This window comes from Streptantibioticus parmotrematis, assembly GCF_019890615.1.
GTDB classification, from domain to species: domain Bacteria; phylum Actinomycetota; class Actinomycetes; order Streptomycetales; family Streptomycetaceae; genus Streptantibioticus_D; species Streptantibioticus_D parmotrematis.
Genome location: NZ_JAINVZ010000001.1, coordinates 546,640 through 559,528 on the forward strand (window position 1 = coordinate 546,640; position 12,889 = coordinate 559,528).

At 73.2% G+C, this 12,889-nt stretch carries 8 protein-coding genes; 4 read left to right on the forward strand and 4 right to left on the reverse strand.

Going from position 1 to position 12,889, the window contains the following annotated elements:
- Window positions 1–71: 71 nt before the first annotated feature.
- The 3 genes from K7472_RS02355 to K7472_RS02365 all read right to left on the reverse strand — a co-directional run bounded on the left by K7472_RS02355 (window position 72) and on the right by K7472_RS02365 (window position 6,879).
- A complete protein-coding gene (locus tag K7472_RS02355; RefSeq protein WP_222973396.1) occupies window positions 72–5,555 on the reverse strand; it encodes an AAA family ATPase in 5,484 nt (1,827 codons plus the stop codon).
- A 239-nt stretch (window positions 5,556–5,794) separates the two neighbouring features.
- Entirely contained in the window at window positions 5,795–6,562 is a 768-nt protein-coding gene (locus K7472_RS02360) for an SDR family NAD(P)-dependent oxidoreductase (RefSeq protein WP_222973398.1), read from the reverse strand.
- A 50-nt stretch (window positions 6,563–6,612) separates the two neighbouring features.
- Window positions 6,613–6,879 (reverse strand): Atu4866 domain-containing protein, encoded by a 267-nt coding sequence (locus tag K7472_RS02365; protein WP_222973399.1) that lies wholly within the window; start codon window positions 6,877–6,879, stop codon window positions 6,613–6,615.
- 145 nt (window positions 6,880–7,024) lie between these two features.
- Between K7472_RS02365 and K7472_RS02370 the strand changes: the two genes are divergently transcribed.
- On the forward strand, window positions 7,025–7,876 hold the full coding sequence (locus tag K7472_RS02370) for a helix-turn-helix domain-containing protein (protein WP_222973400.1): 852 nt from the start codon (window positions 7,025–7,027) through the stop codon (window positions 7,874–7,876).
- A 93-nt stretch (window positions 7,877–7,969) separates the two neighbouring features.
- Here the strand turns inward: K7472_RS02370 and K7472_RS02375 are convergent, their stop codons facing one another.
- Window positions 7,970–8,695: an HNH endonuclease family protein gene (locus K7472_RS02375; protein WP_308013730.1), complete on the reverse strand. Its 726-nt coding sequence runs from the start codon at window positions 8,693–8,695 to the stop codon at window positions 7,970–7,972.
- Window positions 8,696–9,082: 387 nt separating this feature from the next.
- On the opposite strand from K7472_RS02375, the gene K7472_RS02380 reads away from it, so the two are divergent.
- The 3 genes from K7472_RS02380 to cuyB all read left to right on the forward strand — a co-directional run bounded on the left by K7472_RS02380 (window position 9,083) and on the right by cuyB (window position 12,883).
- Window positions 9,083–9,766 carry a hypothetical protein gene (locus K7472_RS02380; protein WP_222973401.1) on the forward strand — a complete coding sequence of 228 codons (684 nt, stop codon included), beginning with the start codon at window positions 9,083–9,085 and terminating at the stop codon, window positions 9,764–9,766.
- 408 nt (window positions 9,767–10,174) lie between these two features.
- Window positions 10,175–12,010 carry an APC family permease gene (locus K7472_RS02385; protein WP_222973402.1) on the forward strand — a complete coding sequence of 612 codons (1,836 nt, stop codon included), beginning with the start codon at window positions 10,175–10,177 and terminating at the stop codon, window positions 12,008–12,010.
- A 180-nt stretch (window positions 12,011–12,190) separates the two neighbouring features.
- Window positions 12,191–12,883, forward strand: coding sequence for a cysteate racemase (cuyB, locus tag K7472_RS02390; protein ID WP_308013743.1), 693 nt, complete (start codon window positions 12,191–12,193; stop codon window positions 12,881–12,883).
- Window positions 12,884–12,889 lie beyond the last annotated feature (6 nt).

Sequence of the window (12,889 nt, forward strand, 5' to 3'; positions counted from 1 at the left end):
AAGCGCGCGACCCCTCCCCACCCCACGAAAGACGGCGGGCAGGAGTGAGAGCGCGCGGCTCCTCCCCACGCTCACGGCGCCGCCCGGTCCCGCGCGGCGAGGCGGTCTCGCTGCGCGCGCAGGTCGGCGGCCAGGCGTGCCGAGCCGCACTTGTCCGCCAGGAGTTCACCCCACTCCAGCCAGCCGCGCACGCCGTCGGTCCGGCCCGCGTCCAGGGACAACGTGGCCGCCGCGAGCAGGGTGCGGCCCAGCTCGATGCGCTCACCGCTGTCGGAGAACGCGGTGAGCGCGTCCCGGGCGCGTCCCAACGCGCGGTCGACGTCCCCGCGGTCGGCGTGGACACGCATGCGCGCGCGCAGCGCGAAGCCCCTCAGCCCCGGGGTGGGATGCTGCTCGCAGCCCGCTTCGGCCAGCCGTGCCCAGCGCTCGGCCGAAGCGGAGTCCCCGGTGGTGATCGCGGACTGCGCCAGGGCGTCGCACCAGCGGGGTCTGCGCCAGGTGGTGAGCTTCGGCAGCTCGCCTCCGCCCGCGGCGTCCAGAAGGAGGCGCCCGGCGCGAGCCGGATCACCGCTGTTGAGGACGGACTCGGCGTGGAAGCAGCGCACCGAGATCGCCCACGCGGTCGGGGCGCCCTCGGCGACGGCCGCGGCGCGTTCGGCCGTCGCGGTCGCGTCCTGCGGGTCGCCGGGGCCGCCACGCCACAACAGCGCCTCGGCACGCACCATCCAGAGGATGGCCTCCGTCGCGGGATTGTTCACCTGACCGGCATGACGGTCGATTTCGTCCAGCGTCGCCAGGGCACCGTTCAGGTTCCCGAAACGCAGTCGGACGTTGGCGAGGACCACCAGGATCTGCTGGTGGACGTAGGTCTGCCCGGTGCGCCGGGACAGGGCCACACCGCGGGAGAGGTGGCGTTCGGCATCGAGGAACCGTCCCAGCACCCCTTCCGTGGTGCCCAGTTGGTGCACGGCTTCCAGGTTGGTGGTGAGCGTCGCGTCGGCGACGGCGTCGAGGAGTTCGGCGGCGCGCGCCGCGATCGCCGACGCCCTCTCGTGGTCCCCGGTGAACAAGTGGGCGAGCGCCGCCTTGGCCAGGGCGTTGGCCTCGCTGACCCGGTCACGGTGGCCACGCGCGAGAGCCGCCGCCGTCTCGGCGTGCTGCCGGGACGTCGGATAGTCCTGCACGTCGTAGGCGTAGTCGGCCAGCTCCACATGGAGCGCCGTGGCGGTGGCCGAGTCGCTGTCGGTCAACGCGGCGAGTCCCGCGCGGGCGAGGGCACCCGCCTCGGTGTACCGGCCGAGGTGCCGTTCGATCCGGCTGGAGTCGGCGAGCGCGGTCGGGTCGTCCGGCGGCCCGTCGGCCATCTCCGACCGCAGCGCCCCGAGGAGGGCCTGGCCCTCGGCCGCGTCCCCGGTCAGCAGACGGCTCCGGGCGAGCAGCACCTGCGCTTCGTACCAGTGCGCCCCGCCCTCCCGGAGCAGCGACAGCGCGACCCGCAGGTAGCCCGCCGCGACGGCGGGGGAGGGGTGGAGCAGGCCGCGGGCCGCCGCGATCAGCGTCGTCGCGTGGTCGGGCCGGTGCGGGTCGGCCGCGCGCGCGATGTGGCGGGCCCGTTCGGCGATGGGTGCCGTCCGCCGGGCGAGCTCGGCCTCGGCTCGAAGGTGCAGGGCCGTACGGCGACCGGGTTCGAGCCTGCTGTGGACGACCTTGCCGATCGCCGGGTGACGCAGCGACAGGTGCGGTGACGGGTGCGCCGGGCGGACGAGGTCGAGCCGGGTCAGGGTGTCCAGGCAGGCCATGGCGGTGTCAGGTTCCAGGTCCGCGACGGCGGCGAGCAGGTCCGGGTGGAACGTCCCACCGAGGACCGCCGCGACCTGGACCACGGCCACGGCCGTGGCATCGAGGTCGGCGAGTTCGCCGAGCACCGCCGTACCGGCATCACCCACGCTCTCGTCGTCGGCGGCCATCACCTGGAGGTACTGCGGATTGCCCTTGGCCTCGCGGTGCACCTCCTCCAGGTGCGGCAGGTCCCCGAGCAGCTCGCGGGACTGTTCCTCGGACAGCGGCCCCAGGTTCCACACCTCCAGCAGCCCGGCGGACACGGCGCGCGAGAGCGCCGCCGCGAGCGGGGGCGACAACTGGCGCTGCCGGTAAGCCAGCAGGCAGAGCACCGGACCGGCGGCGGTCGCTTCTATCAGCCCGCTGACGTCCGCGATCCGGTCGTCGGCGATCTGGTGCACGTCGTCCACCGCCGTCACGACAGCGGTGTGGCCGACGGCGGACTCCCCGACGTCGCGGACGTCCAGCCCGACCGACGTGCCCCGTCCACCGGAACCGTTCGCCGGGGTCGGCAGCGTGGTGTGGCGCCCACGCGCGGCGAGCACCGGTATCCCCTCGGACCGGGCGCGCGCGGTGGCCGCCCACAGGAGCGAACTCTTGCCGATACCCGGCTCCCCGACCAGTGCGACAGCCCGCCCTCGCCCCGACCTCAGCCCGGCCAACGCCCCGATCAGCGAGTCGACTTCGCTCTCCCGCCCGACCAGTCGGCGCGCCGCCCCGTCGGCGGGCCGACTCGTGTCCCGCAGGTCCCCGGCCCCGCGCGGGGCCGGGGAGTCGGGCCGGTGCGCGGGAGGGCGAGCGGGGTCCCGAGCCCCGCTGCGGGTGACCACGGAAGCCAGCGCCGCGCGGGAGGAGACCCCGGTCTTACGGTAGATCCGGGCGATATGGGACTCGATGGTGCGCGGGCTGAGGAAGAGCTTGGCGGCGATCATCGCGCTGGTGAGCCCCTCCGCGACCAGCACGGCGATCTCCCGCTCGCGGGTGGTCAGCGCGGCCAGTTCGTGGGCCGGTTCGCCAGGCGCCCCGAACACCACCGGGCGGACGCGTTCGGCCAGATCGACGAGAAGGCGCGCCCCTCCCGCCGAAGCCAGGTGCGATCCCCAGTGCCACATCTCCGCCGCGCGAGCGCGGTCACCCGCGGCCTGCGTGTGCGGGGCGGCGAGAAGCAACGACTGCGCCTCGCGGAGTGTCGCCCCGGACCGGGCGCTCTGCGTCGCCGCCGCCCCGAACAGCCGGGCGGCCTCGGCCGATTCGCCCTGATGCGCGGCGACCATGGCGAGGCCGCGCAGCCCCGCACCCCGCTGGGCCGGCAGACCGAGCCGCTCCCCCTCCCGGTGGGCGAGCCCGGCCCAGCGAACGGCGGCCTCGCCGTCGCCCACAGCCAGGGCCGCGCGGGTCAGCGCCTCGAGGGAGTTGGGGCGCACCGAAGGCTGCAACCGGTGCAGACCACGCCCGCCCCCCGCACGCAGCAGGAGGTCCGAGGCCCGGACCGGGTCGTCCGCGTCGAGCGCGGCGTAAGCGAGCATGCACCAGGCCAGGTTCGCGAACCAGCTGTCGCCGCCACCCGCCGCGGCCACCGCCTCCTCGGCGACGGCCAGAGGACTCTGACGTCCCGGCGGGCGAGCCTGGAGCAGGATCTGCGACTGGAACGCCAGCGTGAAGGCGAGCAGGTCGCCGCTGCCCAGGGCGCGCACGATCGGCTCCGCCTCGTCGACCAGCCGCAACGCGGAGGCGACACGGCAGCCGCACAGGTCGACGTAGGCCCGCGCCGTCAGGAACTGGGGCACCAGATACACCTGGCCGGTGCGCCGGGCGATCTCCAGCCCCTGATCGAGGTGGCCGGCAGCGCCGGCGTAGTCCTCCAGGAACGCCTCGGTCCAGCCCAACGACCACAGCGATTCGCACAGTTCGGCGAGGTCGGTGTCGCTCAGCGACTCGATCCGCGCGGCCGCCGTGGTGGCGAAGGCGCGAGCGGTGAGCATGTCGCCCTCGTAGGCCTCGCCCAGCGCCCGCAGCGTCAGGGCGCCCACTTCGCCGATCCGGTCGTCCGCGGTGCGTGCGGCCGCCAGGACCTCGTCGACGTCGGCCCGGACCTCGGGGAAACGGGCAGCGGATATGACGCAGGAGCACAGCTCCAGGGTGATCTTGACCGCCTGCGACGGTGACGGCCCGGGGCTGCGCGCCGGCTCACGGCGGAGCAGCGCCTCGGCCTGCCGGTGCCGCCCGAGCAGGCGCTCCATCCGGGCGAGCAGGGTGACCGTGCGGGCGCGGGTGTCGTCGTAGCCGTCGTCGGCGGTCGTCTCCAGCACCTCGCGCAGCAGGTCCCGGCTCTCCGTCAGACCGCCGCCCACTCCGAGCGCGCGGGCCCTGCGGAGCGTCAACTCGCGCCGGGTGACGAGGTGTTCGGATGTGTCGGGGAGCATCCGCAGGACGACCTGGAGCCAGTGGGCGGCGGCCGCCGGAGCGGTCCCGGCGCTCTGCTCGGCGGCCGTGACGAGTACGGCGGCGGCCCGCGGGTCCCAGCGGGTGACCGACTGCTCGACGTGGTGCGCCTGTTCGGCGGCGGAGGCCCCGTCGGCGGCGAGTCCGGCGGCCGCCCGGCGGTGCAACTCCTCGCGCAGCCAGGGATCGATGCTCTCGTGGACCAGTGCCCGGATCAGCGGATGGCGCGGTGTCAGCCGCCGCCCGCCGTGCCCCGTCCGCAGGAGGTCCCGCCGCATCAGCTCGCGCAGCGCGTCGAGGGTCTCCTCGGGGCCGACGCCGGTCAGCCTGCCGATCAGCTCGGGCGTGGCGCGATCGCCGAGCACACAGGCGGCTTCGACGGCTGCCCGGCACGTGGCGCTCAGGGGCGCGAGCTCGTCCAGGAGCAGCGCTGCGAGCCCGGTCGGCAGGCCGTCCGGCTCACCGGACACCGCCCCGACCGCCGCCGGGAAGCCAGGCTGCGGCAGCGGGCCGGTGTCGCGGTGCGCTTGGAGGAGGGCGAGGAAATACAGCGGATTGCCGTTGCTCGCCTCGAACAGCGCGCAGGCCCGCGGCGGCGGAAGATGGCCGGCCAGTCCCTCGACGCAGTCGCGCTCGGCCAGGGGACCCAGAGCGATCCGCAGGACGGCTCCGCTGTCCACACCCCGGGTGAGCGTGGCGGTGAGCGCTGTCGGCGTCTGCCGGTCCCGGCGTGCGAGGACCAGGAGGAACGGAGCGGGCACGCGATGACGGACCAGGTGGTCGACCAGCTCCAGCGACGCCGCGTCCGCCCAGTGCAGATCGTCCAGCACCATCACGAGACCGTCGGGACCGAGTCCTCCCAGCGCGGCCGCGGTGGCCCGGTACAGCCCGAACCGGTCGGCGGCAGCCGGCGCGGCGGTCGGCTCGGCGCCGCCGCGCAGCACCGCGGGCAGCCGCTCCAGCACCGGGTGACGCCGCGTCACCTCGGGCGTGAGGTCGGCGAGGGCATCGGCGAACGGCCGCAACGGGCTGTGCCGCTCGTACTCCGTGGCCTGCCCGCACAGCACCGTCACCCCACGGCCGCGGGCCCGCGCGCAGAACTCGCTCAGCAGCCGGCTCTTGCCGATACCGGCGTCGCCCGTGAGGTCGACGACCGCCGGGCCGCCCTCCCGGATCCGCTCCAGCGCCGAGTCCAGCAGACCGGCCTCGTCGGACCTGCCGACGAACGGCACCCTTCCGCCCCGCCCCTCCGGGCGGCCCTGAGCATCGACCACTGGCGGCTCCCCCTTCGCGCACGATCTCCGCTCGGCTCCGGGCGTCACGGGACGAGGGTCGATCGCCCGGTCGAGCACTCGGTTCCGGAAATCCGTGCGGGTGACTTTTGTACACCATGGAAGTGACAACCGACCTCAGGCGGAATCCCCTTCACCGGTGCCGCAGTCGGCGCCCGAAGACCGAGCCCGGCCACGCCGCCGGCCGCCCGCCACGGCAAGGGCCCCCGCGCTGCTGGACGCTAGACCGCGGTGAAGCCTCCGTCAGCGGCGACCACCGCGCCCGTGATGAAGCTGGAACGCGGTGAGACGAGGAAACACAGGACCTCGGCGATCTCTTCGGGCCGCGCCACACGGCCCAGCGGCTGCGCGTCGGCGAAGGACGCCAGGTACGCACGGCTGTCGGAACGGATCGTGTCGAGGAAGTCGGTCTCGACGACGCCGGCGGCGACGACGTTGGCGCGGATGCCCAGTGGCCCGCCTTCGACGGCGAGCACCTTGGTGAGCTGGGCCAGAGCGCCTTTGGACGCGCTGTAGGCGGCGCCTTCGGGCAGCGCCACGGTGCAGGTGTAGGAGCCGGTGCTCACGATGGCTCCGCCGCCGCGGGCCTTCATGGCCCGGAACGCCTCACGTGCGCAGAAGAAGGAGCCGCGGACGTTGACCGCCATCACGGCGTCCCACTCCTCGGCGGTGGTGTCCGTGACGGACTTGTTCACGGTGCGTCCGGCGTTGTTCACCAGGATGTCCAGCCCGCCGAAGGTGTCCACGGCCAACCGCACGGCACGGAGGGCGGTTTCCTCCTGTGTGATGTCGCCCCTCATCGCGACGACGGCGGGGAACTCCTCCGGCAGGGTCTCGATGTCGGGGCGCAGGTCGACGGCGACGACGCGGGCACCGCGGGCGTTGAGCAGCGCCACCGTTTCCCTGCCCACGCCGCTCGCGGCCCCGGTGACGAGGGCGACCTTTTCGGTGAACTCGGGGATGTCGTCGGACGGAGATGCAGATGCCATGGTGCGTTCCCTGGAAGACGTGAGTGGCGGGCAGTGGGGGCTTGGTGGCGTCACGGCGCCTGCTGTTCCCGATAGAGCACGAGGTGCTCGTGGTAGAGCACTCCGTCCCGGATGTCACCCGTCGCCGTGAACCCGGTGTCGTCGACGTAGTCCAGGTGGCTGCCGGTCACCGTGTACCGGCCCGTGTACGCGCTGCGCCGCTCACCGCGGGCTTCGTCGTAGCGGCCGTCCGGCAGCAGTTCCTGGCGGATGTGACCGTCGGCGGTCACCCACATCCCGACCACGTCGACCTGGCCGCCCTCAGCGGTCTCGTGCATGGCGGATTCCTCTCCTCGCTCGATGCGGTGCGGTCCTTCCCGTCCCACCGAGTCTGGGCGGGACAGCGGCCATCGACCAGGACGGGCGTTGCCTGGGTGCGGCACACCCAGGCAACGCGCCGGAGTGGCCACATAGCCTGGTCCTATGGACGACAACCACCTCGGGGACTTCCTGCGCACACGCCGTGCCGCCCTGGCGCCGCAAGACGTCGGTATGGCGAGCCACGGAACCCGCAGAGTCCCCGGCCTGCGCCGCGAGGAGGTCGCCGTCCTGGCCGGAGTGAACGCCGACTACTACACCCGCCTGGAACAAGGGCGCGAGCGCAACCCCTCAGCCCGGGTACTCGAAGCGCTCAGCGGTGCCCTGCACCTCGACGCGGATGCCCGAGCGCACCTGCACCGGCTCGCCGGTGTCGTACCGAGCGGCCGACCCGCCGTACACGCCCCCGAGAGCGTCAGCCCCGCGCTGCGCCAGTTGATGGACGGCTATCCGAACACACCGGCGTTCGTCATGAGCCGCACTCTGGACCTCCTCGCCACCAACGCGCTGGCCGACGCCCTCTACGCACCGTTCGAACCGACGGACAACCTGGCCCGCATGACTTTCCTCGACCCCGCGGGCCGCCACTTCTACGGGGACTGGGATCGCGCCGCCCAGGCAGCCGTGGCCAACCTCCGCGAAGCGGTCGGCTACGACCCGGACAACCCACGGCTGTGCGAACTCGTCGGCACCCTCACCGAGCACAGCACGCACTTCACCCGCCTGTGGCACGCCCACATCGTGCGGGGCAAGACCCGGGACGCCAAGCAACTCGTCCACCCCGATGTCGGCCGCCTCACCCTCACCTACCAGGCGTTCGACGTCCGTGACGCGCCAGGCCAGCAACTCGTCATCTACCACGCCGAACCAGGCAGTCCCAGTGCCCGGGCCCTCGACCTCCTCGGCTCCCTCCACGCCACCCGCCGCCGCGATGAGCCCAGGTCCCACCACCACTGAACCGACAAGGCCCCGGCCGGCGAGGCAGGTGGGATCGCCGGCCCGCCGTGGTACCGCCGAGGCCGACGCTGCTTCAGGCCCGGCCCGGGTCCTTCAGCTGGTGAGCCTGACGTCGGGGCTGCTCTCCGTGGGCAGGGGCTGGCCGGGACAGGAGGCCAGCACCGTGTCCATGGCGCGCTGCTCCGCGGGTGTCACCCACAGCCGGTACTTGGTTTTGACGGCGATCTGCCGGGCGACGTATTCGCAGCGGTAGCCGGTGGCGGGCGGCAGCCAGTGGGAGGCGTCGCTGTCGCCCTTGTCGTCCTTGGTCGGCCCGTCGACCGCTTCCAGGTTCAGCGGGTCGTTGGCCAACTGCTCGCGCTGGTCCTGGGGAAGGTTGGCGGCGCCGGTGGTCCACACCTCGCCCAACTCGGCCAGGTGGTCGACCTGGATGGCGTCCGTGGTCTGCGGGCCCAGGGTGAAGCGGATGATGCGCCCGGTGTAGGGGTCGTGCAGTGTCCCGGAGACGACCCGGCCGTGGTCGTCCAGCCGGACACCGGTCAGGTCCCGGCGCAGGATGCCGTCGCGGATGTCGAGGCCGTTGTGCCCGCCGGGCGCGCCGGTGTCGTCGCTCCAGGCCGGCCCGAAGTCCTTGCTGTGGTCGTAGGCGCCGATCGCCGCCGCCGGCCACACCCGCAGGCGGGCCAGCGCGGTCACCGCGCGCCCTGGGGGACCGGCCGCCGCGGGGGACTTCGCATCCGATCCTGAGGCATGGCAGCCCGCGAGCGTCATGCCCGTCACGGCCACCGCCGCCATCACACAACCCGTCTTCGCCTTCACTTCCAGCCTCCTGACACCACGTCACCTGCCATGCTGTGCCGACCTACCCGTCCCGGTGCCGCCAGGCAGCAGAACTCACCCGACCGAGACCACGTCCGGCACGGGAATCCCGCCTTTTCGGCGGTTCTTCACCGGAAGCGCGTGCGGCGCGAGAACTGGACGGACAGGGCGCGGCGTTGACGCGCGCATCGAACAGCGTCGGCCCGAGGCGATGCCTACGCGGCCCGCTTCGGCCGCCGCGCGGGCTCCTCGGCCTGTGAGGGGCTGGTCACACCGGGCGCCGACAGGGAGTGGAATGATCAGGCTGCGCTTTTCGACCATGAAATGGGCCCGAGGGACGGTCCGCACGTACTCGAGGAGCCTTCACCAAGCCTGAGGAGCTGCCGGGTGGTCCGGATCCTTGCCGAAGTCGTGCTGGTCGGCGTTCCACCCGTGTGCTGGGCTGCCCTTGCCCGGACCCGGGCTGTCGCGGTGGGAGTGGGCGTGGTGCTGCTGGTGGCCGCCGCGCTGCTCGGCTCGGAGCTCAGCGGGCTGCTGCCGCAGCGTCCGCGGGCCGAGTCGATAGTGGGCTACGCGCCACTGGTCGCTGTGATGATCGGTGTCGGCGTACTTGCCGAACGGAGGTTGCGCGGACGCAGGCCGCCGAGTGACCGGGCCCGTTCCGCCACCGTGGTGCTGTGCGGATACCTGGCGACAGTGCTGTTGCTGTTCACTCCCTACTACCTCTTCTTCGGGCTACGGGACGCCCGGATGCCGTCCACTGACCTGGTGCTCCCGCTTCCGACCGGCTACGCAGTGGCCTCCGACTCGGGTACGGGACCGCAAGCGTGCGGCAGCGAGGTCTGTTCCCGTCTGCTCTCCGTCACCGGACCGCAAGGACAGCCCGCCGAGGCGACCGCGGCAGCGCTGCGGGAGTGGCTGACCGCCCGTCACGGCTGGCGCCTGGACGCGGCAGGATCAGGCACCCGCCGCATCGGCTGGCTGCTCGACCACCGTTCGACCAGCGTCGACGTGCGCGTGACGGGCCGCCGGGTCTGGATGGAACTGGAGTGTGGTGACGACTGGCACTGAATCGGCCACCGGCCGGGCAAGGACGCGCTCGCTTGTCACCCGAGGAAGCACTGCTGGCCGGGACTTGTCGCCCAGGACGCGGCCGGGAGCCCACGGCCGCGTCACCCGGCTGCACCCTCGCGGTCGCCGAAAGGCCGTCGGCGTCGGTGGCCCCCACCCTGCCGCCGTGGGGCCGGCGAAGCGCGATCACGATCCCGGCACGTCAAGATCGCGTCAGGCCCGCCCGAAGGCGCGTCAGGAACGTGCCAACAGTGGTGCGTGCAGCGGGGGCGGCGGCGTTTGGATACCGGTGCCGGGCGCTGCGGCCGTCTCCGACCGTGTTCATCGTCCCGGCACACCTGGCCCGGGGGTACCTTCCCACCCCGTGGGCCGGACCTGATCAGATCTGGACGACACGAGGTGCACAGAGTGTCCGCGAACGAGAGCCATACCAGCGGCGGCGCGGACGGCGTGTCCGCGTCGGGTGAACGCGACCGGCTGACGGTGCCGCAGGGCCTCGCAGCTCTGTCCCTCGACGCGCTCGCCTCGGTGGCCTACGGGCCGGAGGCGATCGTCGTGGTGCTCGCCGCGGCCGGAAGCGCCGGGCTCGGCTTCACCTTGCCGGTGACGTTGGCGATCGTGGTCCTGCTGGCCGCGCTCACCTTCTCGTACCGGCAGGTGATCGCCGCCTTCCCCGGAGGCGGAGGCGCCTACGCGGTGGCCGGCCGACACCTGGGACGGCGGGTGAGCCTGGTCGCGGCCGCCTCCCTGGTCATCGACTACGTGCTCAACGTCGCCGTCTCCGTCTCGGCCGGCGTCGCCGCGCTCACCTCGGCCTTCCCGTCCCTGTACGCGGACCGCGTGTGGCTGTGCGTGGTCGTGCTCGCGCTGATCACCGGGGTCAACCTCTACGGGGTCGCGGAGTCGGCGAAGGTGATGATCGCGCCGACCGTGGTCTTCGTCGTCTCCGTCTTCGCGGTGATCCTGATCGGCCTGGTACGCGCCCACCCCGCGGTCGCGCCCACGCACCCGTCGGCGTCAGGCGCCTCCGGGGTCGCGGTGCTGTTGCTGCTGCGCGCCTTCGCCTCCGGCTGCTCCGCGCTGACCGGGGTCGAGGCGATCGCCAACGCCGTGCCCACTTTCCGCACTCCCCGGGTGCGCCGCGCCCAGCGGACCGAGATCGCCCTCGGCGCGCTGCTGGGCGCGATGCTGATCGGCCTCTCCCTGCTCATCGGGAAGTTCCACGTCGCCCCGAATGGCACCAAGACCGTGCTGGCACAGCTGACGGACGCCGCCCTCGGCCACAACACCGCCTTCTACGTGGTGCAGTTCGCCACCATGGTGTTGCTCGCGCTGGCCGCGAACACCTCCTTCGGAGGCATGCCGGTCCTCACCTCACTGCTCGCCCGGGACAACAACCTTCCCCACGTCTTCGCGCTGCGCGCCGACCGGCAGGTCTACCGGCACGGAGTGGTCGTGCTGGCGGCGACCGCCCTGGTCCTGCTGGTCGCGGCCCAGGGCGACACCCAGGCGCTCGTGCCGTTCTTCGCCATCGGGGTCTTCATCGGCTTCACCATCTCCCAACTCGGCATGGTGCGGCACTGGCGGATCGAACGCGGAACCGGCTGGCGCGGCCGCGCCCTGCTCAACGGGCTGGGAGCAGCGCTGACGGCCGTGGCGCTGACCATCGAACTGGTGGCCAAGTTCACCGAGGGCGCCTGGTTGGTGTTCCTCGCGGTCGCCGTTCTGGTGGCCCTGTTCGAGACGGTCAACGCCACGTACCGGCGCATCGGGGCCGGGCTGCACCTGGGCGAGGTCCCGCAGCCGCCGGAACAGCGCCGCTCGCTGGTGATCGTGCCGGTGGGCGCGGTCAACCTGCTCACCCGCGAGGCGATCGGCGCCGCGCTCTCCCTCGGCGACGAGGTCCGCGCGGTGACCGTGGTCCATCCCGACGATCAGGACGAGACGGCGTCCCGGCTACTGGCCGACGCGTGGCGGGCCTGGCACCCTGACGTGCCGCTGACCGTTCTGACCAGCAGGACCCGCTCGCTGACCCGTCCGGTCGGCGACCACCTGCGCGCGGTCGTCGCCGAGGACACCCACGACCGGGTCGTCGTGCTGATCCCGGAGATGCACCTGCCGCGCCCGTGGCAGCGCCTGCTCCAGAACCAGCGTGGCGCCGTCCTGGACCGCGCGATCCGCCGCTACACCGACGTCGTCATCTGCCGCTTGAGGTTCCGCATCGACGTGCCGAGCCGACCGTAGCGGATGCGGCGCCGACGGGACCCACTTGTCGCCGCATCCCAACGAGGAACGGGACTTTGGGGAACACGGACAAGGCTTCGTCGTCGGTCGCGGGGCACTCTGGCCCACGCTGAGGCTTCAACGGCGTGCGGAGGAGCGAACGTGGTGCGTGCGGACGGGGCTCGCGCAGGACGCGCCCACGTGCTCGGGATCCTGGGCGGGATGGGGCCCTTGGCCACTGCCGACTTCTACCGGCGGCTGGTGGAGCGCACGCCCGCCACCCGGGACCAGGAGCACCTTCCCGTGGTCATCTGGGCGGATCCCGGCGTGCCGGACCGGACGGCCGCGCTCGTGGAGCGCGCGCCCTCGCCGTTGCCCGCGCTGGTGGAGGGGGCGCGGCGGTTGCGGCGGGCCGGGGCGACCGTCGTGGCCGTGCCCTGCAACACCGCTCACGCGTTCATCGCGCCGGTCGCCAAGGCCGCCGGGGTGGAGGTCCTGGACATGGTGGGCGCCGCCATGCGCGAGGCGGTCCGGCTCGCGGTCGGCGGGGGCGGGGTCGGCGTACTGGCCACGAACGGCACCCGGGCGGCACGGTTGTACGAGCGGGCGGCGCCTGCGGCGGTCGAGGTCGTCCAGGTCCGCGCGGACGTGCAGCGCGACTGCGTGGACGCTGCGATCGGCCTCGTCAAGGGCGGTGGCGACCTGGGCGTCGCCGCCGAGTTGATCGCCGACGCCACCCGGGAGCTGCGCCGGCAGGGAGCGGAGGTGGCCGTGGCCGCCTGCACGGAGATCCCGCTGGTCAGCGGCGCGGCCATGCGCGTGCTGCCGGTGCTGGACTCGACCGACGCGCTCGTCGACGCGGCCCTGGTCAGAATGGGACGCCTGCCCGCCTGAGCAGCC

Coding starts and splice junctions, on each gene's coding strand:
- K7472_RS02365 (WP_222973399.1), bottom strand. CDS start 6,879: ATGCACGAGACCGCTGAGGGCGGCCAGGTCGACGTGGTCGGGATGTGG.
- K7472_RS02370 (WP_222973400.1), top strand. CDS start 7,025: ATGGACGACAACCACCTCGGGGACTTCCTGCGCACACGCCGTGCCGCC.
- K7472_RS02360 (WP_222973398.1), bottom strand. CDS start 6,562: ATGGCATCTGCATCTCCGTCCGACGACATCCCCGAGTTCACCGAAAAG.